This is a genomic window from Streptomyces cynarae, from assembly GCF_025642135.1.
GTDB lineage: Bacteria > Actinomycetota > Actinomycetes > Streptomycetales > Streptomycetaceae > Streptomyces > Streptomyces cynarae.
This window is the reverse complement of sequence record NZ_CP106793.1, coordinates 2,331,302-2,353,984: the sequence shown is the minus strand read 5'-3', so window position 1 is coordinate 2,353,984 and position 22,683 is coordinate 2,331,302. Positions and strand designations below refer to the sequence as shown.

The 22,683-nt window shown below is 71.5% G+C and carries 25 protein-coding genes and 1 pseudogene; 15 read left to right on the top strand and 11 right to left on the bottom strand.

Going from position 1 to position 22,683, the window contains the following annotated elements:
* Positions 1–12 precede the first annotated feature (12 nt).
* On the top strand, positions 13–393 hold the full coding sequence (locus N8I84_RS11080; protein ID WP_263229360.1) for a tetratricopeptide repeat protein: 381 nt from the start codon (positions 13–15) through the stop codon (positions 391–393).
* Between the two features lie 94 nt (positions 394–487).
* Here N8I84_RS11080 and N8I84_RS11075 read toward each other — a convergent pair whose 3' ends face one another.
* Positions 488–754, bottom strand: a complete 267-nt coding sequence (locus tag N8I84_RS11075) for a DUF6343 family protein (RefSeq protein ID WP_263229359.1) — start codon at positions 752–754, stop codon at positions 488–490.
* Positions 755–873: 119 nt separating this feature from the next.
* Here N8I84_RS11075 and N8I84_RS11070 point away from each other — a divergent pair, with 119 nt between their 5' ends.
* Both N8I84_RS11070 and N8I84_RS11065 read left to right on the top strand, forming a co-directional pair.
* Positions 874–1,860, top strand: a complete 987-nt coding sequence (locus N8I84_RS11070) for an acyltransferase domain-containing protein (protein WP_263229358.1) — start codon at positions 874–876, stop codon at positions 1,858–1,860.
* An 83-nt stretch (positions 1,861–1,943) separates the two neighbouring features.
* Positions 1,944–2,636 carry a class I SAM-dependent methyltransferase gene (locus N8I84_RS11065; protein WP_263229357.1) on the top strand — a complete coding sequence of 231 codons (693 nt, stop codon included), beginning with the start codon at positions 1,944–1,946 and terminating at the stop codon, positions 2,634–2,636.
* A gap of 1 nt (position 2,637) precedes the next feature.
* On the opposite strand, the gene N8I84_RS11060 is transcribed toward N8I84_RS11065, so the two are convergent.
* Entirely contained in the window at positions 2,638–3,330 is a 693-nt protein-coding gene (locus N8I84_RS11060; protein ID WP_263229356.1) for an RNA-binding S4 domain-containing protein, read from the bottom strand.
* A 111-nt stretch (positions 3,331–3,441) separates the two neighbouring features.
* Here N8I84_RS11060 and N8I84_RS11055 point away from each other — a divergent pair, with 111 nt between their 5' ends.
* Positions 3,442–4,158 carry a uracil-DNA glycosylase gene (locus N8I84_RS11055; RefSeq protein WP_263229355.1) on the top strand — a complete coding sequence of 239 codons (717 nt, stop codon included), beginning with the start codon at positions 3,442–3,444 and terminating at the stop codon, positions 4,156–4,158.
* On the opposite strand, the gene N8I84_RS11050 is transcribed toward N8I84_RS11055, so the two are convergent.
* The gene (locus tag N8I84_RS11050) at positions 4,155–4,811 is read right to left on the bottom strand and encodes a GntR family transcriptional regulator (RefSeq protein ID WP_263229354.1); all 657 of its coding nucleotides are present in this window, start codon (positions 4,809–4,811) and stop codon (positions 4,155–4,157) included. The two genes, N8I84_RS11055 and N8I84_RS11050, sit on opposite strands and share 4 nt — an antisense overlap.
* Positions 4,812–5,067: 256 nt before the next feature.
* Between N8I84_RS11050 and N8I84_RS11045 the strand changes: the two genes are divergently transcribed.
* The 5 genes and pseudogenes from N8I84_RS11045 (at position 5,068) to N8I84_RS11025 (ending at position 10,582) form a co-directional block, all read left to right on the top strand.
* Positions 5,068–6,546 carry an NCS1 family nucleobase:cation symporter-1 gene (locus N8I84_RS11045; protein WP_263229353.1) on the top strand — a complete coding sequence of 493 codons (1,479 nt, stop codon included), beginning with the start codon at positions 5,068–5,070 and terminating at the stop codon, positions 6,544–6,546.
* A 2-nt stretch (positions 6,547–6,548) separates the two neighbouring features.
* Positions 6,549–7,259 (top strand): aspartate/glutamate racemase family protein, encoded by a 711-nt coding sequence (locus N8I84_RS11040; RefSeq protein ID WP_263229352.1) that lies wholly within the window; start codon positions 6,549–6,551, stop codon positions 7,257–7,259.
* A 97-nt stretch (positions 7,260–7,356) separates the two neighbouring features.
* On the top strand, positions 7,357–8,136 hold the full coding sequence (locus tag N8I84_RS11035) for a nucleotidyltransferase family protein (protein ID WP_390898877.1): 780 nt from the start codon (positions 7,357–7,359) through the stop codon (positions 8,134–8,136).
* 178 nt (positions 8,137–8,314) lie between these two features.
* Positions 8,315–10,179, top strand: a pseudogene (locus N8I84_RS11030) (FUSC family protein).
* A gap of 229 nt (positions 10,180–10,408) precedes the next feature.
* Entirely contained in the window at positions 10,409–10,582 is a 174-nt protein-coding gene (locus N8I84_RS11025) for a hypothetical protein (RefSeq protein ID WP_200416828.1), read from the top strand.
* A gap of 219 nt (positions 10,583–10,801) precedes the next feature.
* Here N8I84_RS11025 and N8I84_RS11020 read toward each other — a convergent pair whose 3' ends face one another.
* Positions 10,802–11,260: a hypothetical protein gene (locus N8I84_RS11020; protein WP_263229351.1), complete on the bottom strand. Its 459-nt coding sequence runs from the start codon at positions 11,258–11,260 to the stop codon at positions 10,802–10,804.
* Positions 11,251–11,949 carry an ATP-binding protein gene (locus tag N8I84_RS11015; RefSeq protein WP_263229350.1) on the bottom strand — a complete coding sequence of 233 codons (699 nt, stop codon included), beginning with the start codon at positions 11,947–11,949 and terminating at the stop codon, positions 11,251–11,253. Before N8I84_RS11015 ends, N8I84_RS11020 begins: the two co-directional genes overlap by 10 nt.
* A 319-nt stretch (positions 11,950–12,268) precedes the next feature.
* Between N8I84_RS11015 and N8I84_RS11010 the strand changes: the two genes are divergently transcribed.
* From N8I84_RS11010 to N8I84_RS11000, 3 genes are all read left to right on the top strand, one after another.
* Positions 12,269–13,129: a helix-turn-helix domain-containing protein gene (locus N8I84_RS11010; RefSeq protein WP_263229349.1), complete on the top strand. Its 861-nt coding sequence runs from the start codon at positions 12,269–12,271 to the stop codon at positions 13,127–13,129.
* The gene (locus N8I84_RS11005; RefSeq protein WP_263229348.1) at positions 13,130–13,384 is read left to right on the top strand and encodes a DUF397 domain-containing protein; all 255 of its coding nucleotides are present in this window, start codon (positions 13,130–13,132) and stop codon (positions 13,382–13,384) included.
* Between the two features lie 90 nt (positions 13,385–13,474).
* Positions 13,475–14,290 (top strand): SAM-dependent methyltransferase, encoded by an 816-nt coding sequence (locus N8I84_RS11000; RefSeq protein WP_263229347.1) that lies wholly within the window; start codon positions 13,475–13,477, stop codon positions 14,288–14,290.
* Between the two features lie 110 nt (positions 14,291–14,400).
* Here N8I84_RS11000 and N8I84_RS10995 read toward each other — a convergent pair whose 3' ends face one another.
* The 3 genes from N8I84_RS10995 to N8I84_RS10985 all read right to left on the bottom strand — a co-directional run bounded on the left by N8I84_RS10995 (position 14,401) and on the right by N8I84_RS10985 (position 17,206).
* Positions 14,401–15,891 carry a glutamate synthase subunit beta gene (locus N8I84_RS10995; protein ID WP_263229346.1) on the bottom strand — a complete coding sequence of 497 codons (1,491 nt, stop codon included), beginning with the start codon at positions 15,889–15,891 and terminating at the stop codon, positions 14,401–14,403.
* Between the two features lie 101 nt (positions 15,892–15,992).
* Positions 15,993–16,472, bottom strand: a complete 480-nt coding sequence (locus N8I84_RS10990) for an anthrone oxygenase family protein (protein ID WP_200416822.1) — start codon at positions 16,470–16,472, stop codon at positions 15,993–15,995.
* Between the two features lie 44 nt (positions 16,473–16,516).
* The gene (locus N8I84_RS10985; RefSeq protein WP_263229345.1) at positions 16,517–17,206 is read right to left on the bottom strand and encodes a DUF2293 domain-containing protein; all 690 of its coding nucleotides are present in this window, start codon (positions 17,204–17,206) and stop codon (positions 16,517–16,519) included.
* Between the two features lie 191 nt (positions 17,207–17,397).
* Between N8I84_RS10985 and N8I84_RS10980 the strand changes: the two genes are divergently transcribed.
* Positions 17,398–18,039 carry a nucleoside/nucleotide kinase family protein gene (locus tag N8I84_RS10980; protein WP_263229344.1) on the top strand — a complete coding sequence of 214 codons (642 nt, stop codon included), beginning with the start codon at positions 17,398–17,400 and terminating at the stop codon, positions 18,037–18,039.
* A 167-nt stretch (positions 18,040–18,206) separates the two neighbouring features.
* Positions 18,207–18,635 carry a CBS domain-containing protein gene (locus tag N8I84_RS10975; RefSeq protein WP_263229343.1) on the top strand — a complete coding sequence of 143 codons (429 nt, stop codon included), beginning with the start codon at positions 18,207–18,209 and terminating at the stop codon, positions 18,633–18,635.
* A 30-nt stretch (positions 18,636–18,665) separates the two neighbouring features.
* Here the strand turns inward: N8I84_RS10975 and N8I84_RS10970 are convergent, their stop codons facing one another.
* Positions 18,666–19,793 carry a magnesium and cobalt transport protein CorA gene (locus N8I84_RS10970; protein WP_263229342.1) on the bottom strand — a complete coding sequence of 376 codons (1,128 nt, stop codon included), beginning with the start codon at positions 19,791–19,793 and terminating at the stop codon, positions 18,666–18,668.
* Between the two features lie 204 nt (positions 19,794–19,997).
* On the opposite strand from N8I84_RS10970, the gene N8I84_RS10965 reads away from it, so the two are divergent.
* Positions 19,998–20,792: a methyltransferase gene (locus tag N8I84_RS10965; RefSeq protein WP_263229341.1), complete on the top strand. Its 795-nt coding sequence runs from the start codon at positions 19,998–20,000 to the stop codon at positions 20,790–20,792.
* Positions 20,793–20,848: 56 nt separating this feature from the next.
* Here N8I84_RS10965 and N8I84_RS10960 read toward each other — a convergent pair whose 3' ends face one another.
* Positions 20,849–21,754 carry a carbohydrate kinase family protein gene (locus N8I84_RS10960; protein WP_263229340.1) on the bottom strand — a complete coding sequence of 302 codons (906 nt, stop codon included), beginning with the start codon at positions 21,752–21,754 and terminating at the stop codon, positions 20,849–20,851.
* The gene (locus tag N8I84_RS10955) at positions 21,751–22,656 is read right to left on the bottom strand and encodes a pseudouridine-5'-phosphate glycosidase (protein ID WP_263229339.1); all 906 of its coding nucleotides are present in this window, start codon (positions 22,654–22,656) and stop codon (positions 21,751–21,753) included. The genes N8I84_RS10960 and N8I84_RS10955 overlap by 4 nt, the downstream gene beginning before the upstream one ends.
* Between the last annotated feature and the right edge of the window lie 27 nt (positions 22,657–22,683).

Below are 22,683 nucleotides of genomic sequence, written 5' to 3'. Positions count from 1 at the left end.
AAGGACTCTGCCGTGCCCGAGACCAGCGGTTCCACCGGACCAACTCCGGAAACGCATGTCATCGACTTCCGCGCCGCGGAGCAACTCCTCGCCGCGCGGGACCCGCGGGGCGCGGTCAAGCTGCTCGACGGCGTGATCGCCGCCCACCCCGAGAACACCGCCGCCCGGCTGCTCCGCGCGCGTGCCTTCTTCGCCGCCGCGCAACTACGACCGGCCGAACTGGAGTTCAGCATCGTGCTGGAACGCGAGCCGGACAACGCGTACGCGCACTTCGCACTCGCCCGCACCTACGAGCGCCAGGCCCGGCACGACGAGGCGAAGCGGCACTTCCGGCTGGCCGCCGCACTGGACCCGAACCCTCAGTACCTGAAGGCGGCACGTTTCGACTCCTAGGGCCGCCTTCCGGATCAGCTCGGCCTCGGCTCGGCATCGCGGACCTGGCCACGCGCGTCTGCGGCCCCAACCGCCCACGGGATCCCCTCAGCGGCTACCGGCCGCGGCGTTCCGGGGGCGGGTACGGCGGGACCTCACGGCCCGGCTGCCAGTGCGGGCCCTGACGGATGTGCCGCACGACCACGGTCATGTCCGTGGCCACGACCAGCCACAGCGCACCGCATGCGGCCGCCCAGCCAGGCCGACCGATGAGCGCGAACACGACCGTGCCGAAAGTGGCCCACACCAGGCCCCACAGGCTCAGCCAGAAGCGGGCCCGCAGCGCACTGCGCGCCGTCGCCGGTTCACTGCCCGTACGCATCGCTCTCACTGCTCCTCAAGGCACCAGTACCCTTCGTGGTGCACGTTCACCATGGGACGGCGACCGGATCCGGGCGTCCGCGAACAGCAGCGGGACCGGGTCCGTACGGGGAGGCAACGGTGCTGCTGGAGACGCTGCGGGCGGACGCGCGGCTCGCCGAGTGGCTGAGGGACCTCGACAGCGACGGTGACAGGCGCGTCCAGGCCTCGCTGCCCGACGCGGACGAGCTGCCCGACGTCCTGCTCGACCTGTCCGTGCCCCACGAGGACATCAACGAACTCGTCGCCCAGCGCGCCCGGCTCGGCGGGGACCCGGAGGCGACGGCGCTGCTGGAGCGGTGCGTCGCCCGCTTGGTACGGGACATGGGGGAGATCGGCAAGGGCTGGGAACCACCGCAGTTCCCCGCGTCGGCGGGACCGCTCGGACGGCTCTTCCCCGTGTACGTCTTCGTCGCGGCGTTGCCGTACGTGCGGGCGTACCACCGCGAGCGCGGCATCCCCGAGGAGGTGTCCCGGCGTACGCTCGCCGACCTCGGCCGGCACATGGCGGTGCACCGCCGACGCCGTGGCACGGGCGGGTTGCTGTTCCCCTGGTGGATCGCGCTCCACTTTCACGGGGAGCTGTTCCAACTGGGGCGGCTGCAGTTCCAGCGGGCGCGGCTGGGACAGCGCACGGGGCGGGCCGTCGCGGCGGCGGGTCGGGTGCACGGGCCCGGCGACCTCTGTCTGAGCCTGCACATACCCGACTTCAGCGGCCCGCTGTCGCCGTCCGCCTGCGAGCGGTCCCTGACGCTGGCACGGGCATTCTTCGCCCGGCACTACCCCGACGAGCGCCATGAGATCGCCGTGTGCCACTCCTGGCTGCTCGATCCCCAGCTCAAGCGGTATCTTCCGGCGGACTCCAACATCATCCGCTTCCAGGATCGCTTCGAACTCGCCTACCAGGACACGACACCGGACGACGGGCTACCGGTCGGCTTCATCTTCGGCGACCCGGAACTGCCGGTCGGAGAGCTGCCCCGGCGGAGCAGTGTGGAGCGGGCGGTGGGGGATCATCTGCGGGCGGGCGGGCACTGGTACGGGGGCCACGGCTGGTTCGTGCTGTGACGCCGTTCGACCCTCGAACGTTTCACCCCATCGGGTGACGGCTGACCGGGAACGGGGCACTCGCGGCCGCCCGTTGGACGGGCATGAAGCAGAAGACGCGGAGCGGTTACGGGGGCACGGGCCCCGGCGTGATCACACCCGACGGCTGTGCCGTCGAGCTGTACTCACGATTACCGCCCGGGGACGAGCCGGACATCGTCGCCGCGGCCGTGCCGACGGGGGCGCACATCCTGGAACTGGGCAGCGGGGTGGGGAGGACGACCCATCCGCTGCTGGAGCGCGGTTTCACGGTCACCGCGGTGGACGAGTCACCGGAGATGCTGGAGCGGGTGCGCGGTGCGCGCACGATATGCAGCCCGATCGAGGCCCTGGACCTGGGCGAGACGTTCGACGTGGTGCTGCTCGCGTCGTTCCTCGTGCACGCCGGGGACGTCGGGGTGCGCAGACGACTGCTGGCGACCTGCGCCCGGCACGTGGCCGACCGCGGATGCGTGCTGATCCAGAGGGAGGGCGAGGACTACCACACGAACCTGCCACGTGAACGGGTCGACCCGAGCGGTTTCACGGTACGGATCGTGTCCGCGGAGCCGGTGGGGGACGGGGTCAACTCGGTACGCGCGGAGTACGAATTTCCGGACGCGACCTGGACTCAGACGTTCCTCTCCCGGCCGCTGAGCAGACAGCAGTTCGAGGAGGCGCTGACGGAGGCGGGACTGCGCGTGGACAGGTATCTGACGGACGACCGCACGTGGGTGAGGGCGGTGCGCGCGGGGTAGCTCAACGCCCACCCTTGGTCCGGCTACGGCCGCCGGGCCGGCCCTGGGTGCCCAGACCGCTCGCGAAGCCGCCGCCCGCGGCCGCGGCCAGGCCGCGGAGGCGTTCCGTCTCGCGGCGGTCGCGCTTGGTGGGCCGGCCCGTGCCACGGTCGCGGACACCTGCCGGGGCGATCGCCTCGCGGGACGGCGGGGGCGGGCTGTTGTCGATGTAGCACTGCACGGCCACCGGGGCGCCGACGCGCTTGCGGATCAGACGCTTCACGACGACGACCCGCTCCCGGCCCTCGTGCCTGAGGCGTACCTCGTCGCCGATGCGCACGTTGTACGCGGGCTTCACGCGCTCGCCGTTCACCCGCACGTGCCCGCCCCGGCAGGCCGTGGCGCCGATCGAGCGGGTCTTGACGAGCCGTACGGACCAGATCCAGCTGTCGATGCGGACGCTCTCGCCGTTCCCCGGGCCGGCCGCCTCGGCGGCGGCCACCGCGGCGGCGGTCTTCGGGTCCACGGCGGTCGGTTCGGCGTCCGCGGGCTGCGGGGAGGGCTGGGCGCCGGTGGCTCGCCCGTCCGCGCCCGTGCCGGAGTCCCGCCGGTCCGCCTCGTCCCCGTCGTGCATCCCGGAGTCCCGGCCTGCCGCAGCCGCGCGCGCCTCCTCGGTCCCGCCCGTCGTCTCGTGGTCCGCACCCTCAGAAGCCATGCTCCCGACCTTAGCCCGTCGAGCCCGGTGGACCCGAGGCCATTTCCGCGGTTGAAGGCCAGGCAGCGGGGTGCCGCTCCGGGTCTCCGTCGCCGGCCCTACCGTGGAGGCATGGACAGCAGCAGCCTCGCCCGGCTGGACGAGCGGATCACGGGATGCCGTGCCTGCCCGCGCCTGGTCGCATGGCGCGAGGAGGTGGCCGCCACAAAGCGCGCCGCGTTCGCCGACTGGACGTACTGGGGGCGGCCGGTGCCGGGTTTCGGACCGCCGGACGCCCGGCTGCTCGTCATCGGCCTCGCCCCCGCGGCCCACGGCGGAAATCGGACCGGACGGATGTTCACCGGAGACCGCTCCGGGGACGTGCTGTACGCGGCGCTGCACGACGTGGGTCTGGCGTCGCAGCCCACGTCGGTGTCCGCCGACGACGGCCTGGAGCTGTACGGCGTACGCGTCACCGCTCCCGTGCACTGTGCTCCGCCCGCGAACAAGCCGACGCCCGAGGAACGGGACACATGCCGACCGTGGCTCGTGCAGGAGCTGCGCCTGCTGCGTCCGTCGCTGCGATCCGTGGTCGCGCTCGGGGCCTTCGGCTGGCAGGCCGCGCTGACCGCGCTCGGTGAGGCCGGCTGGGCGGTTCCCCGGCCGCGGCCCGCCTTCGGGCACGGGGCCAGGGTGTCACTGGAAGGACTGGAGCTGTTCGGCTGCTTCCACGTCAGCCAGCGCAACACCTTCACGGGCCGGCTCACGCCCCGGATGCTGCGCGACGTACTGCGCACGGCGGCGGACGCGGCGGGTCTGCCGGTCGGAGCCGTAGACGACAAGCCCTAGGGCAGCTCTCCGTCTCCGAACAGGTGCCGCACCGTGGAGCGGTAGTTGGCGCGCACATGGGCGAGGGCGTGGGCGCGGGCGCGGTTCGGGTCGCCGGAGGCGATCGCCTCGTACAGCTCGCGGTGTTCGGTCAGGAGCTGGGGCCACTCCTCGTTCTGGCGGGTGAGCCAGCGCAGTCGTCCGTCGACCGGTTCCATGACCGAGATCAGCAGGCTGTTGCCGGCCATGGCGAGGATCCGGTCGTGGAAACGGGTGTTGATGTCTGTGATCGTCTCGGCGTCGCCGACGGCGGTCGCGGCCGCCGCCTGATCCAGCAGCTCCGCCAGTTCCGCCAGGTCCTTCTCACCCGCCCGGGCCGAGGCGAGCCCGGCCGCGTAGACCTCGAGGGCCTCGCGCAGTTCGAAGAGCTCCTTGACGTCGGTCGGGGTCAGCCGGCGCACGACGGTTCTGCGCGGTGTCTCGAAGAGCACGAACCCCTCGGCGACCAGTGCGCGGATCGCCTCCCGGACCGGGACGCGCGAGACCCCGAACCGCTCGGCGAGCTCCCGCTCGACCAGGCGGTCGCCGGGGCGCAGCCGCCCCGCGATGATCTCCTGCCGCAACGTGGCGAGCACCCGCTCGCGCACCGCACCCAGGGGTTCGATCTTCGTCATGGGGTCATCTTCGCGGACTCGGAGGGTGTTTTACGGAGCCGTAACAGGACGGACATCGGTCGGAACGGTTGACGGCGAGACCATGACGGCAGTTTGGTATACCAAACAAACCGGGTTCCTGCTCGAGAAGCACCGGCACCCGGACCTCACCCGGCCCGCACCGGCACCCGGCCCCCACCCGGACGTCCCCTCCCCGTCATCGACCCGCACGGATCGTACTGAAAGGCCCCTCCGTCCCCTCGCCCATGGAGGCCCCGTGTCCCTCGCCGACCGCGCCGAAGCCACCGGCGTCCCAGCGTTCGTCCCCGACCCCCGCCTCACCAACGAAGACCTCGCACCCGCCGCCGAGCGCAAGTGGAAGGTCTTCGACCTGTTCGCCATGTGGATGTCCGACGTCCACAACCTCGGCAACTACACCTTCGCCGCCGGCCTGCTGGTCCTCGGCATGAACGTCTGGCAGATCTTCACCTCGCTGCTCGTCGGCTTCGTCCTCATCTACCTCGGGATGAACATGATGGGCAGGATCGGCCAGCGGCACGGGGTCCCGTTCCCGGTCGTCAGCCGGATCAGCTTCGGGGTCTGGGGCGCCAATATCCCCGCCCTGATCAGGGCCGTGATCGCCATCATGTGGTACGGCATCCAGACCTACCTCGCGTCCGTCGCCGTCAACGTCATGCTGCTCGCGGCCTGGCCGGGCCTGACATCGTGGACCCACCACTCCTTCCTCGGCCTCAACGCGCTCGGCTGGACGTCGTTCGTCGCCCTGTGGCTGATCCAGGCGCTGATCATCAGCCAAGGCATGGAGTCGGTACGGAAGTTCCAGGACTTCTGCGGTCCCGCCATCTGGCTGGTGATGATTGCGCTGGCGGTCTGGATCCTCGCGAAGGCCGACTGGAGCATCTCGCTCACCTCCACGCCCCACCCGGTCTCCGTGGGCGAGCAGTGGCGTCAGTGGTTCGGTGCCGTCGGGCTCATCCTCGCCACCTACGGCACCCTGATGCTGAACTTCTGCGACTTCTCCCGCTTCGCTCCCGGCTACACAACCGTCAAGCGCGGCAACTTCTGGGGTCTGCCGGTCAACTCGACGGCCTTCGTGATCGTCTCGGTCATCGTCACGGCCGGTTCCATCAAGGTGTTCGGCGAGGCCATCACCGATCCGGCGATGCTCGTCGCGAAGATCGGCAACACCTGGGTGCTGGTGCTGGCGGCCTTCACCTTCGCCGTCGCCACCATGGGCGTCAACATCGTCGCCAACTTCGTCTCACCCGCCTACGACCTGGCGAACGTCTGGCCGCAGAAGATCAGCTTCAAGGTCGGCGGCATGATCAGCACGGTCGCCGCGCTGGTCGTCACCCCCTGGAACCTCTTCTCCAACCCCACCGTCGTCAACTACTTCCTCGGCGGCCTCGGTGCCTTCCTCGGCCCGCTGTTCGGTGTGATCATGCTCGACTACTACTGGGTGAAGCGCGGCCGCATCGACGTCGACCAGCTCTTCAGCGCCGAACCCGGGTCCCGCTACTACTACCGCAGGGGGGTCAACCCCAAGGCGCTGTGGGCGTTCCTGCCCTCGGCGGCGGTCGCGGCGGTGCTTGCGCTGGTCAAGGACTTCAACGCGGTGGCCCCGTACTCGTGGTTCATCGGGACCGCGCTGTCCGCGACGCTGTACCTGGTGCTGTGCCGATCCGAGCGCACGGCTCCGGCCGTCGCTCCGGCCGCAGCCGTCGTGGAGGGCTGAGCGTGCGGATCGTCGTCACCAACTGCAACACCACGCAGGAGATGACCGAGGAGATCCTCCGTGGTGCCCGGGCCGCCGCCGGCCCGGGCACCACCGTGACCGGACTGACCCCCTTGTGGGGGCCCGAGTCCGCGGAGGGCTGGCTCGACAGCTACCTCTCGGCCGCCGCCGTCCTCGACGCACTGCGCACCTACGAGGGCCCGTACGACGCCGTGGTCATGGCGGGCTTCGGAGAGCACGGCCGCGAGGGCGCGCGGGAACTGCTGGACGTGCCGGTCGTCGACATCACCGAAGCCGCGGCCCACCTGGCGTGCCTGCTCGGGCGGCGGTTCGGGGTCGTCACCACCCTGGAACGCTCGTGCGGGCAGATCGAGGACAGCCTGTACACGGCGGGCGTCCTGCAGAACTGCGCCGCCGTGGTCGGCACCGGCATCGGCGTCCTCGACCTCGGCGACACGGCCCGAACCGAGGAGGCCTTCGTGACCGCCGCCGAGCGGGCCCGCGCGGCCGGCGCCGAGGTCCTGGTCCTGGGCTGCGCCGGGATGACCGGGCTGCAGCGGACGGTGGGGGAGAAGCTGGGGCTTCCGGTGGTCGACGGGGTGGCCGCGGCGGTGAAGCTCGCGGAGTCCCTGGTCTCCCTGGGCCTGTCGACGAGTCGGGCGGGCAGCTGGGCGAAGCCACTGCCGAAACGGAGGGTGTGGGGGCGGGGGTGAGGCGGGACGGTCCCGCCACCGCAACCGCTCGAAATCCCGGCGACGTGCCGTTCGCACCGGACTAACGTGGGCGTCGTACCTGCGAGAAAGGGGTCAGGTGAACGGGAACGCCTCGGTGACGCAGACGGTGAACGACGACGACACGTTCCTCGACACCGTGGCGGACCGCCTGGCCGCCCTCCCCGCGGTCCGTGCCGTCGCCCTCGGCGGCTCCCGCGCCCAGGGCATCCACACCCCGGACAGCGACTGGGACCTGGCCGTCTACTACCGGGGCCCCTTCGACCCCGACGACCTTCGGTCCGTCGGCTGGGAGGGTGAGGTCTCGGAGATCGGCGGCTGGGGCGGCGGCGTGTTCAACGGCGGCGCCTGGCTGACGATCGAGGGCCGCCGCGTGGACGTCCATTACCGGGACCTGGACGTTGTCGACCGCGTCCTCACGGAGGCGGAAGAGGGGCGGTTCCAGGTCGAGCCGCTGCTGTTCCATCTGGCCGGAATCCCGACGTACCTGCTGGTCGCCGAACTGGCCGTCAACCGCGTCCTGCGCGGAGCGGTCCCACGCCCCGCCCGCTACCCGGAGAAGCTGCGCACGAGCGCGTACGCGCGATGGCTCGGAACCGCACGAGCGACGCTCGCATACGCCAAGGCCAACCACGCCCCGGCCGGACGGCGGACGGAGGTCGCCGGTGCCATCGCGGTGGCAACCGCCCAAGCGGCACATGCCGTTCTCGCTGCGCGCGGAGAATGGGTGACCAACGAAAAACGACTGCTGGAGCGTGCGGGGCTCAGAGCGGCTGACGACATCGTCGCGGGCCTGGGACCGGACCCGGAGTCGCTGACCCGGTCGGTCGCTGCGGCAGAGGCACTCATCCGGGTGTGATCGACGATCTTGTCTGCGTGGGGTTGCGTTCATAAAGAACCCGCCCTCCGCCCGCCCTTTCACACCGCTGAAACGCTCACGTCCTTTTCGCTCCAAGAACACGCCCTACGGTGGACCCCACACCGCCCGGCCACCGTCGCCCGAAGGCGCCCCCCGCCCTCGTCCGGACAGGAGCCCTGTGTCGCGTCCCGTGTTCGCCCTGCCGCCCTGGCTCGCCCACGCCCTGCGTGCCCAGCGCGGTCCCGTGCCCTGGAGTGCCGTCGCCCGGGGGCGCTCGCCGCGGGACCGCTGCTGTCGGCCGCCCTGCTCGTCGGGCGTACGTCGGCCGGTGTCCTCGCCGCCCTCGGGGCCATGCTCGCCGGGATCAACGACCGGCCCGGCAGCCGGCGGACCTCCGTGCAGCGGCTCGGCGCACCCGCGCTCGCGGGGGCCGGTGGGCTGCTCGCCGGGACGTATGCCGGACAGCACACCGAAGCCGTCCTCCTCACTCTCGTGCTCACCGTCCTCGGACTCGTCGCCGGAGCCGTCAGCGCCGTAGGACCCGTCGCCTCCGGGGCCGGTACGCAACTGCTCGTCGGTGCGGCCATCGGTGCCGGGATGCCGCTGCCCGAGAGCGGCTGGCAGCGGGCCCTCGCCTTCCTCGCCGGCGCCGGCTGGCTGCTAGCGCTGCGCCTGGTGCTGCCGACGCCCGGCGCGACGACCGGCGACTACCGCTTCGACGGGGAACGCGACGCCGTCGCCGGGGTGTACGACGCCGTCGCCGACCTGCTCCTCGCCACCGCCACTGCGGACGCCACCGCGCGGCGGGCGGCCCTGACAGCCGCCCTCGACCACGCCCAGGACGCCCTCGCCGGGCCCCGGCTGCGGCGGTACGCGTCGTCCTCCGCCGAGCGGCGCCTGCACGCGCAGTACGCCGCCGCTCTCCCTCTCGCCGAGGCCGCCACCGCGCTCGCCTGGGCCGGGGACTCCGTTCCCGCGCGGGCAGCGCAGGGGCCGCGCCGCCTCGCTGCCGCCGTACGCGGCAACACGCATACCGGACCGCTGCCCGCGCCGACCCGCAACGCCCCCGCGCTGCGCGCCCTCGACGACGCTCTCCTGCACGCCGCCGACACCTTCGACCGAGGCGGCGACGGACACGGCCTGCACGCCCGGCGCCGTACCGCCGCCTCCGTGCTGCGCACCGTCCTGGGCGCCGGGGGGCGTGAGTACGGACTCCGCGTCGCCCTCAGCTTCGGCGCCGGCGCCGCCATCGCGCAGGCCCTGCACCACACCCACTGGTACGGGCACCACACCCACTGGTACTGGCTGCCCACCACCGCCGTCTTCCTCGTCAAGCCCGACCTCGGGCCGTTGGTCTCCCGTGTGCTGTGCCGGGCGGCCGGGACGGTGCTGGGTGCCGTCGTCTTCGCCGCCCTCGCCGCCGTCGTGCCCCGGCCCGCGGGCCTCGTCACCATCGTGGCGATGTGCGGGGCGCTCATCCCGGTCGCCACACGGCACTTCGCCGCGCAGACCGCGGTCGTCACGGTCCTCGTCCTCGCCCTGGTCATGGTCGGCGGCGAGTCCCAGGCCTCCTGGAGCCGTATCGGGGAGACGCTGCTGGCCTGCGGGATCGTGCTGCTCGTCGGGCATCTGCCGGCACCGGGGCAGCGCGGCGGCACCGTACGGGCCCGGCTGGTACGCGCGGTGGACGCGGCACACGCCTACCTCGCACACGTCCTGACCCGGGAGGACGACCGCGCCGGGCGCTGGGCGCTGCGCCGCGAGGCCTACCGCGCGCTCGCCGAGGCCCGCCTGGCGATCGACCTCGCCGCCGCCGAGCATCCCGCTCTCGCCCGCCACACCGAGGGCACCGACGAGGTGGCCGCGACACTCGAACGACTCGTCGACACCACCACCGCCTGTGCCGTGCACCTGGATGACAGCGGACGCCTCACGCCCCGGCACCGCCAACGGCTCGCCGAATTGCTCGACGAACTCGCCGAGCGCCGCGCGCATGCCGGACTGGGCACGGACGAGGCCCCGCGGCTGCCCCTGGCCGTGTAGCACAAGCCGTCGCAGCCGTGGCGCCCCTGCGGTCGCGTCCGTGGCGCGGCCGGTCCGAGCCTCTGGCAAATCGGGCTGTCCGGTGAATTCGCCCCGATCTCGCATTGGCCGCGTGTCAAATGCGTCTCAGTAGCGTCACTTAATGCGCCGTTCACCCAAGTGCAGCGTTTAACTCTACGAGTCGACCGTGATCGGCTCGCCGAGACACGGCGTTGCAAGGAGGTGCAGGGTGAACGGGCGAACAGTGCTGGCGCGCTTTCCCGCCGGCGGGCCGCGGGGCTCGTGGCCCGCGGAGGAGTTCGCGCAGGCGCGGCGCGTGGAGGGGCAGCCCGCGGAGGTCGTGATGGACCTCATGACGGACGCGTTCCTGGTGGTCGTGCGAGGGGCCGACGCCGCCGAGTGACCGCCGCACCGGTCGCGTTCGGCAGGGGCGCGTACGCGACGCAGCATGGGCGGCACGCCGCAGCCCTCAGAGACACGTCTCAGTCGTCAGCGGCACGCCTGCAATCGTCAGTGGCACGCCTGGCAATCGTCAGGGGACACCTTGGGTGCGTTCACAAGGCACGCGTGCGTGCGTCATGCCGTTACGCGTGCGGCCCCATGACGTGGGGCGGCCGTACGGTCACGCGTTGATCGGGCGTGCCCATGCCGGAGTGGTGCCCGTGACCCGGCACAGCGCCAGATACAAGGGGATCGGCGGGGTGTACGGCACGCTGTCGTCCGCACGGCGGATGAGCTCGGGGACGCTCTCCGCGTCCGGGACGAGCGCGCCGCGTGCGTAACGGGCGGGTGCCGGCCAGTCCAGGGCGACGTCGGAGTCGGACGGTACGATCCACCACCAGTCGGCCCGGTCGGCGTACACACAGCCCAGCCGCGGCAGTCTGGGCAGCACCAAGGGCCCGTAGCGGGCGGGCACGGCCACCGCGTCGCAGCCGAGCGGGACGGTCATGCCGTCGGGCAGAGGGAGCCGGCTGGACGCCGCGCCGGACGCCCGGCGCGCCCGGTCGAGACGGGCCAGCGAGTCCAGGCTCAGGACCCGGGTGACCCCAGGGCCCGCGGTGTGCGCCCCCCTCACACCCATGCGGTCCCCGTCCCCAGGGACGGCTCCACCTCGGAATCCCGACCGTCCGCGGGGAGCCGCTCGGCACTCCAGCCGGGAGCGAAGCGCGCACCGCCGTCCGCGGGCGGCTTCTTGGCGCTCCAGCCCGGATCGGACCGCGCCATCGCCCCCTCCCTGCCGGGATCGGGCCGCTTCGCCTCCTCCCGCGCCCGGGACCTGTCGCCGGAACACGACAGGTCCCGGGACGGCTGTGTCGGGCGGGGGAGTCGGGCGGGCGGCGACTGGTCGGCCTCGCGTGCCAGTTCCGCCCAGACCAGCAGCCCGGGCCCCGCCTCCTGGGCTCCCCAGGCGCGGCACAGAGCCGCGACGAGAAGCAATCCCCTCCCGTGCTCCTCCTCGGGGCGCTGCAGCGCGGGCCGCGGCTCGCCGGGGGCGCAACCCTCGTCGCGCACGCCTATGCGCACCAGGTCGTCCTCGTCGTGCAGTTCGCATACGACGTGCTCCCCGGCGGTGTGCACGATCGCATTGGTCACCAGTTCGGAGACGACCAGTGCGGCAGTGTCGCACGTGTCTTCGCACACCGCCCAGTCGATCAGCCGGGCACGCGTCAACTGCCGGGCCTGCGCCACGGAGGCCGGGTGCGCGGCCAGCTCGAAGCGGAACCGGCGTTCGGCGGCCGCGTCGGGACGCAGCCCTGAGGCGCCACCCATGCCGGACCGGTCTGCGGGGGCGTCTGTTCCTAACGACGCGGGCGGAATCACGCTTGCCACTATCGCGGTGACATGAACACTTGGCAAGGGTCACTCTGAAAATTGCAGAGTGCTGTGTGACTCTTGGAAGGGGCGTGGCACACTGCTCGCAACGGCAGGCCGAACGACGCCAGTTGGCGTCTGAGATACGGACGTCAGAGCCCGGAGCCCGCGTCGAATGCCGTGAACCGCAATCGAACATGTGCGGGCGGCGGTGCGGAAAGAGTTCGAACGGTGTCGCCTGGGCGGTCAGCGCCAAAAGGACGGGAGGAGGTGCGAGGTGAGCGAGCCGCGCTCGGCGCCGACGGTCGGTCAGGTGGTCCTCGGGCGACGCCTGCTGGACCTGCGTGAACGTGCCTGCCTCAAGCGGGAGGAGGCCGCGCGCATCCTGCGCGTCGCACCCGCCACCGTCCGCCGCATGGAGACCGCCGAGGTCGCCCTCAAGATCCCCTACCTGCAACTCCTGCTGAAGGCGTACGGGGTGAGCGACGAGGAGGCCGAGTCCTTCGTCCAACTGGCGGAGGAGGCCAACAGGCCGGGCTGGTGGCAGCGGTTTCACGACATTCTTCCGGGCTGGTTCTCGATGTACGTCAGCCTGGAGGGCGCGGCCGCGCTGATCCGCCAGTACGAGCCCCATTTCGTACCCGGCCTCATGCAGACCGAGGACTACGCCCGAGGCGTCCTGAAGTCGGGCGCCATCGGGCAGACCAGACCCGAGGAGATCGAGCGTCATGTGGCGTTGCGCATGCAGCGTCAGGAACTGCTCACGCGCGACGACGCGCCCCGTATCTGGGCCGTGGTGGAGGAGACCGCGCTGCGCCGCCCGGTCGGCGGTCCGGCGGTCATGCGAGCCCAGGTCGAACGGCTGCTGGAGGTCACGCGGCTGCCCCATGTGACGTTGCAGGTACTGGAGTTCTCCTCGGGCCCCCACCCGGGGACCTACGGGCCCTTCGTCCTGTTCCGGTTCGCCATGTCAGAACTGCCGGACATGGTCTACAGCGAGTACCTGACCGGCGCCGTCTACCTGGACGCGCGCAGCGAGGTGGCGACCCACCTCGAGGTCATGGACCGCATGGCGGCCCAGGCCGCCCCTGCACAACGCACGAAGGAGATCCTCGAGGATCTCCGCAAGGAGCTGTGAATGGACCGCATCACGCCGCGCAAACGCGTCTACAACGGCATGCCGGCCCGTGAACTGGGCAGCGAGGGCTGGCACAAGCCGTGGAGCGGAGGCAACGGCGGCAACTGCCTGGAGGCGATGAAGCTGCCCGACGGCCGGATAGCCGTCCGCCAGTCCACGGACCCGGACGGGCCCGCGCTGATCTACACCTCCGACGAGATGACCGCGTTCATCGAAGGGGCCAAGGCCGGGGACGCGGACTTCCTGCTGTCGTAACCACCTTGTTGCCCCCCCATGTTGTCATCCGCATCACTAACTTGGCGTTCAGTTGACCACTGAGTTCCCCCGACACTTACGGAGTTCCTCATGACCGGGCAGGACCCCGCCCAGGACGCCGTCGTCATCGATACGAGCAAGCCGCACCCCGCGCGCATGTACGACTGGTACCTCGGCGGGAAGGACAACTACCCCGTCGACGAGGAGATGGGCCGGCAGATGCTCGCCCTCGACCCGAGGGTGCCGGTGATGGCACGCGTCAACCGCGCGTTCATGCACCGCGCCACACGCTGGCTGGCCCACAACGGCGTGCGGCAGTTCCTGGACATCGGCACGGGCATCCCGACCGAACCGAACCTGCACCAGATAGCCCAGCGGATCACGCCCGAGGCGCGCGTCGTCTACTGCGACAACGATCCGATCGTGCTGGCCCACGCGGCTGCCCTGCTGCGCAGCACGCCCGAGGGCGCGACCGAGTACCTGCAGGCCGACGTGCGGGACCCTGCGGCCATCGTCGAGGGGGCCAGGAAGGTCCTGGACTTCTCCCGGCCCGTGGCGCTGTCCCTTGTCGCGCTGCTGCACTTCGTCTCCGACGAGGACGGCGCCCACGACCTGGTCGGCCGCCTGCTGTCCGAACTGCCCTCCGGCAGCTACCTGGTGATGACCCACGCCACGGCCGACTTCACCCCGGAGGAGTCGGCGGCGGCCACGGAGAAGCTCAAGGCGGCCGGGGTCACGCTGGCGCTCCGCTCCCGCGAGGAGTTCGCCCGCTTCTTCGACGGCCTCGACCTCGTCGACCCCGGCGTCGAGGTGGTCCACAAGTGGCACCCGGAACTCGGCGAACCGGTCCCGGGCCAGGACGACGGGGTCATTCCGGGGTACGGGGCGGTGGGGCGCAAGGGATAGCCCGACGGCAGGGCCGGGACACGCCGTGCGCGGCGCAGCGACGCCGCAGCGGCCGCGCCCGGTGGGCACCCGGCGGGTCCATCGCCGGGTGCCCACCGGGTCCCGCTTGCTTACGCCGTCATCGGGCGGTCGTACGGACCGATCGGTGCCTGCAGGCGTGACGTCCCGCCGGACAGCCGCCGGTCCACCGCCGCCGCCACGGCCCGCCCCTCCGCGATCGCCCACACGATCAGTGACTGTCCGCGCGCCGCGTCCCCGGCGGCGTACACGCCCGGGACGCTCGTCTCGAAGTCCTCGTTCCGCGCGATCGTGCCGCGAGCGTCGAGTGCGAGTCCGAGCTGCTCGATGATCCCGTCTTTCCGGTCGGGCCCCGAGAACCCCAGCGCCAGCAGCACGAGGTCGGCGGGCAGCGTCCGATCCGAGCCCGGCAGCGGCCGGCGCCGCTCGTCGACCTCGACCAGATGCAGCTCCCGAACGTGCCCGTCCGCGTCTCCCGTGAAGTGGAGCGTGGACGCCGCGAACAGCCGCGCGTCCGCGTCCGCCGCCGGCGCCGTACGCAGATCACGCGCCTCCTCGTGCGCCGCGGACAACCGGTAGATTTTCGGATACGTCGGCCATGGCTCGGCGTCCTGGTTCCGCTCCGGCTCCGGCTGCGGATAGATGTCCAGCTGGGTCACGGACGCGGCCCGTTCACGCACCGCCGTTCCCAGACAGTCCGCCCCGGTGTCCCCACCTCCCACGATCACCACGTGCTTCCCGGCCGCCGACAACGGCGAGACCTCCAGATCCCCCTCGCACACCCGGTCGGCCAGCGGCAGATACTCCATGGCCTGATGGATTCCGGCCAGCTCGCGTCCCGGTACGTCCAGTTCACGCCATGCCGTCGCGCCGGTCGCGATCACCACGGCGTCATAACGCGACCGCAGCTCCGCCGCCCCGATGTCCTTCCCTATGACCGTGCACGTACGGAACTTCGTCCCCTCCGCACGCATCTGCTCCAGCCGGCGGTCCAGATGCCGCTTCTCCATCTTGAACGCCGGTATCCCGTATCGCAGCAGCCCCCCGACCCGGTCCGCCCGCTCGTAGACGGCCACGGTGTGACCGGCCCGGGTGAGCTGCTGGGCCGCGGCAAGGCCCGCGGGCCCGGATCCGACGACCGCGACGGTGCGCCCCGACAGCCGCTCCGGCGGGCGCGGTGGGGCGAACCCGTCCGCCCAGGCCCAGTCGGCGATGGCCACCTCCACGTTCTTGATGGTGACCGCGGGCTGGTTGATGGCGAGCACGCAGCCCGCTTCACAGGGGGCCGGGCACAACCGCCCCGTGAACTCGGGGAAGTTGTTCGTGGCATGCAGCCGGTCGCTCGCCGCCCGCCAGTCCTCGCGCGAGACGAGGTCGTTCCACTCGGGAATCAGGTTTCCGAGCGGGCAGGCGTCGTGGCAGAACGGGACCCCGCAGTCCATGCACCGGTTCGCCTGCCGGCTGATGATCGGCAGCAGCGCACCGGGGACGTACACCTCGTTCCAGTCCCGCACCCGTTCCTCGACCGGCCTGCGGGGCCATTCCTCGCGGGGTGTGGTCATGAAACCCTTGGGATCGGCCATCGCCGTCCCCCTTGCGTCCATACCGGATCGTCTCGTGCCACGATACGACGCCAGGGGCCCGTGCGCGCCCTGCCATCGGGGCCCCCGCGACGGCTGATGCCTCAGGTGAGGGCCAGTACGTACGACACCGCGGCGCCGGCTGCGGCGACCGCCCGGACGTGGTTCCACAACGTCCACTCCCGCAGGTAGGCACGCCAGTACACGGCCGTCTCGGGGGAGCCGGGGTCCATCCGCAGCAGGGTGTCGTTGCGGGGCACGTTCGCCATGGCGGTCACTCCGAAGACACCTATGAGATACAAGGCACTGCCCACCAGCAGCGGCGCCTTTCCGTCGTCCGGCCAGAGCACGACCGTCACCACGGCGAGCACGGCGCACAGCACCGCCGCCCCCAGAAAAACGATCATGAACGCCGGTGTCATCGCGGCCCTGTTGATCGCGTTCATCGCGGCGACCCCTTGCGCCGGAGGCAGTGAGCCGAGCCCCCTCATCACAAAGGTGGAGAACGCGCAGCACACCCCCGCCACCAGCCCGGCCGCGAGCACCCCGATCGTGATCAGCACGAAGTAAGGCCCATCGATCATGTCAACTCCCCGCATGCTTTCCCCGGAACCCGGACGGTCCCGGATCACGCCGCCTCCCGAAGACTCCACTCCCGCAGCACGGCCTCCACACGTCCCGCGATGCGCCGTCGCGCCTCGGGCCGCGCCACGCCGTCCATCAGCAGCTGGTCGTACGGCGTCTCCAGATGCCGTACGGAAGCCCGCACCGCCGCCGTGACCGCTTCCGGCGACAGGGCCCGTCCCGCCGCGCTGCGCCCCACCCGTCCACTGCCGCGCACCGACGCATGGCCCGCGATCGCCCGCGCCCGCTCGGCCGGGCATCCGGGAAACAGCCGTCGGATCTCCGCTGCGAACGCCTCCGCGAACCGCGCGTCCTCCTCCGCCCGCCGCCGCGCGTCCCGCGCCCGCCGCCTGCGCCGCGCCTCCGCGTCCGCCAGGCACCGCTCCTCGGCCAGGGCTAGCGCAGCTTCCTCGACGAGCACACCCTGCCGCTCGTACCGGCCGCGGCGCCGGTTGAACCGCACCACCACCGCCGACAGGCCGCTCGCCTCCCGCGCCCGCCGGGTCAGCGCCGTATCACCCCGCGGCAGGAACACCAGATGCCCGAGATCCGCGCACTCCAGGCACCACGGCTTCCCCTCCTCCAACACCAGCAACGGCAACGGTCCCCTCCGGCACTCGGCACAGTTTCGCCGCTTGACCGGCTGAAAGACCAGAAGTGCGTCGCTTCGCGAGGGAGTTGGGGTCGGTGCCATATCCGTCTCCTTCCCCGCACATCCCGGCGCCGACCGCAACGAGCGCAGCTCGCCCTCTGCCCTTCTCCCGCCTGGTTCCGCGGTTGCCGTCGACGGCCCCCGCCCTGCTTCAGCGCTCCGCTCCCGACCGAGCCCGGTACCGCCCGCCTGGGACAAACAGTGAGGTGGGTTTGCAGGCGCGGCGCGGCATCATGGGCCCTGTGCGACTCGAAGCGATCACCTGGGAACGGCTCGGCGACACCCTCGCCGACCGGCTGCTCGACCTGAAGCCGGGCGACGGCAGCCCCTGGCCGCGCATCGCCTTCGACGGAGCCCCGGCCGCGCGCCCCGGTGACCTCGCCCAGCGCGTGTCCGACGCCCTGCGCATACGTGGCCGCCCCTCGCTCGTCGTCGGTGCGGAGGGCTTCCTGCGGCCCGCGTCGGTCCGCCTGGAGCACGGTCGTCGGGACCTGGACTCCTACTATGAGGGCTGGCTCGACACCGGTGCCCTGTGGCGCGAGGTCTTCGGCCCCCTCGAGCCCGGTGGTGACGGACGTGTCCTGCCCGACCTCTGGGACCCGGTCACCGACCGCGCGACCCGCAGTCCCTACGCCCACCTTCCGCCCGGTGGGCTGCTGTTGCTCCACGGCCCCCTCCTTCTTCGGCACTGGTTCCCCTTCGACCTGACCGTCCACGTGCTCCTCTCACCGGGCGCGCTGCGCCGCCGTACACCCGAGCCGGAACACTGGACCCTGCCCGCGTTCGAGCGCTACGAGGCGGAGACGGACCCCGGCGCCGTCGCCGACGTACTGATCCGCGCGGACGATCCCCGCCACCCGGCCTGGAACGGCTGATCACACACCCACCCGACGGCGTAAGCCGCCTCCGTGCCGCCTCCGAGGCGCTCCTGCCGTCCGGTGGTTCCAGATGCATTTACCCGAAGGCCCGGCGAGAATTGAAGTGCGCCGGGACCTGCGGTGCGTCCGGTGCCGCGCCGGCCGTCAGGCACCGGGAGGTACCCATGACCACCGCCGGAGAAATCATGCACCGTGGTGCCCAGTGGATCCCCGCCCACGAGACGCTGGACCGCGCCGCGCAGCTGATGCGCGAACTCAACGTCGGTGCCCTGCCCATCAGCGACGAGAACGAGCGGCTCTGCGGCATCCTCACCGATCGCGACATCGTCGTCGGCTGCGTGGCCATGGGCCACGACCCGTCACGCGTGACCGCGGGCGACCTGGCCAAGGGCACGCCGCGCTGGATCGACGCGGAGGCCGATGTCGGCGACGTGCTCCATGAGATGGAGGAACACCAGATCCGCCGGCTTCCCGTCATCCACAACAAACGCCTCGTGGGCATGATCAGCGAGTCCGACCTCGCCGAGCACCTGACGGACGATCAGCTCGCTACCTGGGTCGAGAGCGTCTACGCGAGGACGGCCTCGCGTTGACCCGGCAACCCGCCGGGAGTCACGCCGGGGTCACAGCCAGTCGTTGCGCTTGAACCCCCGGTACAGCACCACGCAGGCCACGGCTATCACGACGAGGACCAGCGGGTAGCCGAATTTCCAGTGCAGCTCGGGCATGTACGCGAAGTTCATGCCGTAGACCCCGGTGACCATGGTGGGCACCGCGATCAGTGCGGCCCAGGCCGTGATCTTCCGCATGTCCTCGTTCTGCGCGACGCTCACCTGGGCGAGATGCGCCTGCAGGATCGAGTTGAGCAGTTCGTCGAACGCGGCTATCTGCTCAGTGGCGCGCAGCAGATGGTCGGAGACGTCCCGGAAGTACGCCTGTATCTCCGGGTCGATCACCCGGATCGGCCGGGTGGCCAGCTCCTGGATGGGACGGTCCAACGGTGCCACCGCGCGTTTCAGCTCCAGAAGTTCACGCTTGAGCTGGTAGATGCGTCCCGGATCCAGCCGCGCGCCATTCTCCGCGAACACGCCCGTCTCGACCTGGTCGATGTCCTCCTGGACCGCGTCCGTGACGCTGAGGTAGTCGTCCACCACATGGTCCGCGATCGCGTGAAGCACTGCGGCCGGCCCCTTCGCGAGCTGCTGGGGATTGGCCTCCAGTTCCTCGCGCAACGGGCCGAGCGAACCGTGCCGGCCGTGCCGCACCGAGATGACGAAGGCGGGGCCGATGAACACCATGATCTCGCCGGTGTTCACCACCTCGCTCGTCGCCGTCAACTCCTTGTGCTCCACGTAGCAGACGGTCTTGAACACCGCGAACAGCGTGTCCCCGTACCGCTCGAGCTTCGGACGCTGATGCGCCTCCACGGCATCCTCGACCGCCAGCGGGTGCAGGTCGAAGAGTTCGGCGATGCCCGCGAACTCCTGGTCCGTCGGCTCGTGCAGCCCCAGCCAGACGAAGCCGTCGTCGCTCTTGCGGACCCGCTCCACTGCCTCGACGAGATCGCCGCCCCCGGGAACGCGCACGCCGTCGTGATAGATCACGCAGTTGACCACCGCGGAGCCCAGCGGCGAACGGGCGGGGTGGCTCAGGTCGACGCGCGCACTGCGCCGCCCCAACCGTGCCACCTTGCGGAGGCCGCCGACCCTGCCGAGACTCGTGACCTTCCGCAGATTCCCTGCCATGGACATCTGGATCTCCTTGCGTGGATCTCCTCGCGCCGCACTCTGCGCCGTCGCGAGCCAGTCTGCCAGTCAGCCGCGATCGACGGAGAAGCCTGTGGAAACGGAACATTCCGCTTTGACGCCTGGGCTGTCCGCCGCTCTGGGCGGCCAGGCAGGCCCTACGGAGCGTTGCCCCGCACGGACCGGCACCCCGACTGCGATGATCTCCGCATGACGCACAGCGACGGGTACCTTCTCGACAACCGGCAGACCGAGGCCGGCCGGCGGTTCGAGGCGTTGTCCGCCCTTTTCGACCCCGCGACCTTCCGCCACATCGAGGGGTTCGGCATCGGACTCGGCTGGCGGTGCTGGGAGGTCGGCGCCGGTGGCTCCTCCGTGATCTCGTGGCTCGCCAAGAAAGTCGGGCCGACCGGGCAGGTCGTCGCGACCGACATCGACACCTCTTGGGCGGCCCAGGCCGCGCAGCCTCCCATCGAGGTCCGCACTCACGACGTGGGCACGGAAGAACCCCCCGGCGAGGACTTCGACCTCGTGCACGCCCGGCTCGTCCTCGTACATGTCCCGGACAGGGACAGGGCCTTGGACTCCATGATCAAGGCGCTGCGCCCCGGCGGACGCATCCTGGTCGAGGACGCGGACCCGGCGCTGCAGCCTCTGAGCTGCCCGGACGAGTACGGCCCCGAGCAGCGGCTGGCCAACCGCCTGCGCGAGGGCTTCCGTACGCTGCTCGCCGAACGCGGCGCCGACCTCTCCTACGGCCGCAGACTCCCGCGTCTGCTGCGGGAGGCGGGTCTCAGCCGGGTCGAGGCCGACGCCTACTTCCCGCTCACCTCTCCGGCCTGTGCGGCGCTCGAATCCGCGACGATCCGGCAGATCCGCGACCAGCTCGTCTCCGCGGGCCTCGCCACGGACGAGGACATCGACCGTCACCTGGCCAACGTCGCCTCCGGCACGATGGACCTGGCGACCGCTCCGATGATCTCGGCGTGGGGCCGCAAGGAGTAAGAGCCGGGAGGTCGAGGTGTAAGGGCCGTCGCCGGGTACGGCGGAGCCCGCCGGGGCTACCGCACGATCCTCAGGGGCCTCCCTCCCACTGTCCCGACCGCCATCGCCCCCGCCTCGCACCCTTCCGTCGCAGCCTCCTTCGGCTCGGCCCCCGCGAGCAGCGCCGCCAGGAACGCCCCGGTGAACGCGTCCCCCGCGCCCGTCGTGTCCCGGGGCGTGGCCGGGGCCGCCGGGATCCGCGCGGCGATCGCCCCCGACGCGGCCACCAGTGCTCCCCGCGCACCCTGCTTGGTGACCACCAGCGGCACATGGCGGCTCAGCTTGGCCGCCGCGTCCGCCGGGTCGGGCAGTCCGGTCAGCAGGTACGCCTCGTCCCGGCTGGGCAGCAGTACATCGACGCCTTCGGCGAACGCCAGGAACCGGTCCACGCCCAGCCCGGTGAGGAACCCCGCCGACGCCGGATCGAGGCTCACCGGCACTCCACGTGCGCGTGCCGCTTCGAGGACCACCGTCGCCAGCGCCCGGCTGGGCTCGGAGAACAGCAGGTAGCCCGACAGGTGCAGCCGTAGGACACCGTCGAGCAGCTCGTCCGACCAGTCACCGGGGTCGAGCCGAAGCGACGCCCCGCTGTCCGTGAGGAACGTCCGCTCCGCCGAGGCGCCCGTGTCCACCAGGCAGATCACCGTTCCCGTAGGGGCCTCGGGGTCGACGGCCAGATGTGGCTGTACGCCCGACTCCGTCAGCTCCCGCTCGTGCCAGGCAGCGGAATCGGCCCCGACGCGTCCGAGCAGCCGGACATCCGGACAGCCCCACCGGGCCGCCCAGCAGGCCACGTTCGCGCCTGCGCCACCGGGCAGCGTGCGGATGACGGCGGCCGTGTCCGTACCCGACGCGAGAGGGCCGAGGTGCCGCGCGACGACATCCGTGACGACGTCCCCGACGACCAGCAGCGCCCCGCTCACGCCCCCGCCCAGGCCGCCGCGATGCGTGCCGCGAGCCGTACGTTCCCGCGCACAGCCGCCAGATTGGCGCTGAGCGACGCGCCGTCGGTTTGCCGCACCAGATAGTCCAGCAGGAACGGTGTGACCGCCTGACCGGTGACCCCTTCCTCGTCGCACGCGGTCAGCGCGTCGGCGAGCACGCGCGCGTGAAGCTCCGGATCGAGCTGCTCCGCCTCCGGCACCGGATTGGCGACGATGAGCGCCGACTGGGGGGCGCCGAGCGTGTCCTGCGCCCGCATGACCTCCGCCACCTGCCCGGGCGTCTCCAGCGTCCAGTCGACCGGATGGCCGGAGTCGGACAGGTAGAAGCCCGGGAAGCGGTCCGTGCGGTATCCGGCGACCGCCACACCCAGCGTCTCCAGGCGCTGAAGAGTGGCGGGAACGTCCAGGATCGACTTCACGCCCGCACAGACCACGGTGATCCTGGTCCGCGCCAGCAGGCCCAGGTCGGCGGACTCGTCCTGGGTCACCGTCCACTCCCGGTGGACCCCGCCCAGCCCGCCCGTGGCGAACACCCGTACACCCGCGAGGGAGGCCAGCAGCGCCGTCGCGGACACCGTCGTCGCCCCGCTGACGCCCGCCGCCACCGCGAGGGGCAGATCACGATGGCCCAGTTTGCGGATCCCGTCCTCGTTCGCGACCCGTTCCACCTGGTCCTTGCCGAGGCCGACATGGGCCCGACCGTCCAGCACCGCGATCGTCGCCGGTACGGCACCCTCCTGCCGGACCACGTCCTCCAACTCCAGCGCTACCTGAAGATTGCGCGGGCGCGGCAGCCCGTGCGCGATGATCGTCGACTCCAGAGCCACCACCGGCCGACGGGCGGCGAGCGCCTCCCGCACCTCTTCGGACACCACCAGCACGCGCCTGCCTCCTGTCTCCGGGTCTTC

What these genes read in the sequence shown, in the direction of transcription:
- N8I84_RS11075 (WP_263229359.1), bottom strand. Translation starts at nt 754, where the DNA reads ATGCGTACGGGCAGTGAACCGGCGACGGCGCGCAGTGCGCTGCGGGCC.
- N8I84_RS11065 (WP_263229357.1), top strand. Translation starts at nt 1,944, where the DNA reads ATGAAGCAGAAGACGCGGAGCGGTTACGGGGGCACGGGCCCCGGCGTG.
- N8I84_RS11060 (WP_263229356.1), bottom strand. Translation starts at nt 3,330, where the DNA reads ATGGCTTCTGAGGGTGCGGACCACGAGACGACGGGCGGGACCGAGGAG.
- N8I84_RS11055 (WP_263229355.1), top strand. Translation starts at nt 3,442, where the DNA reads ATGGACAGCAGCAGCCTCGCCCGGCTGGACGAGCGGATCACGGGATGC.
- N8I84_RS11050 (WP_263229354.1), bottom strand. Translation starts at nt 4,811, where the DNA reads ATGACGAAGATCGAACCCCTGGGTGCGGTGCGCGAGCGGGTGCTCGCC.
- N8I84_RS11020 (WP_263229351.1), bottom strand. Translation starts at nt 11,260, where the DNA reads ATGGGTGTGAGGGGGGCGCACACCGCGGGCCCTGGGGTCACCCGGGTC.
- N8I84_RS11015 (WP_263229350.1), bottom strand. Translation starts at nt 11,949, where the DNA reads ATGGGTGGCGCCTCAGGGCTGCGTCCCGACGCGGCCGCCGAACGCCGG.
- N8I84_RS11005 (WP_263229348.1), top strand. Translation starts at nt 13,130, where the DNA reads ATGGACCGCATCACGCCGCGCAAACGCGTCTACAACGGCATGCCGGCC.
- N8I84_RS11000 (WP_263229347.1), top strand. Translation starts at nt 13,475, where the DNA reads ATGACCGGGCAGGACCCCGCCCAGGACGCCGTCGTCATCGATACGAGC.
- N8I84_RS10995 (WP_263229346.1), bottom strand. Translation starts at nt 15,891, where the DNA reads ATGGCCGATCCCAAGGGTTTCATGACCACACCCCGCGAGGAATGGCCC.
- N8I84_RS10990 (WP_200416822.1), bottom strand. Translation starts at nt 16,472, where the DNA reads ATGATCGATGGGCCTTACTTCGTGCTGATCACGATCGGGGTGCTCGCG.
- N8I84_RS10985 (WP_263229345.1), bottom strand. Translation starts at nt 17,206, where the DNA reads ATGGCACCGACCCCAACTCCCTCGCGAAGCGACGCACTTCTGGTCTTT.
- N8I84_RS10980 (WP_263229344.1), top strand. Translation starts at nt 17,398, where the DNA reads ATGGGCCCTGTGCGACTCGAAGCGATCACCTGGGAACGGCTCGGCGAC.
- N8I84_RS10975 (WP_263229343.1), top strand. Translation starts at nt 18,207, where the DNA reads ATGACCACCGCCGGAGAAATCATGCACCGTGGTGCCCAGTGGATCCCC.
- N8I84_RS10970 (WP_263229342.1), bottom strand. Translation starts at nt 19,793, where the DNA reads ATGTCCATGGCAGGGAATCTGCGGAAGGTCACGAGTCTCGGCAGGGTC.
- N8I84_RS10965 (WP_263229341.1), top strand. Translation starts at nt 19,998, where the DNA reads ATGACGCACAGCGACGGGTACCTTCTCGACAACCGGCAGACCGAGGCC.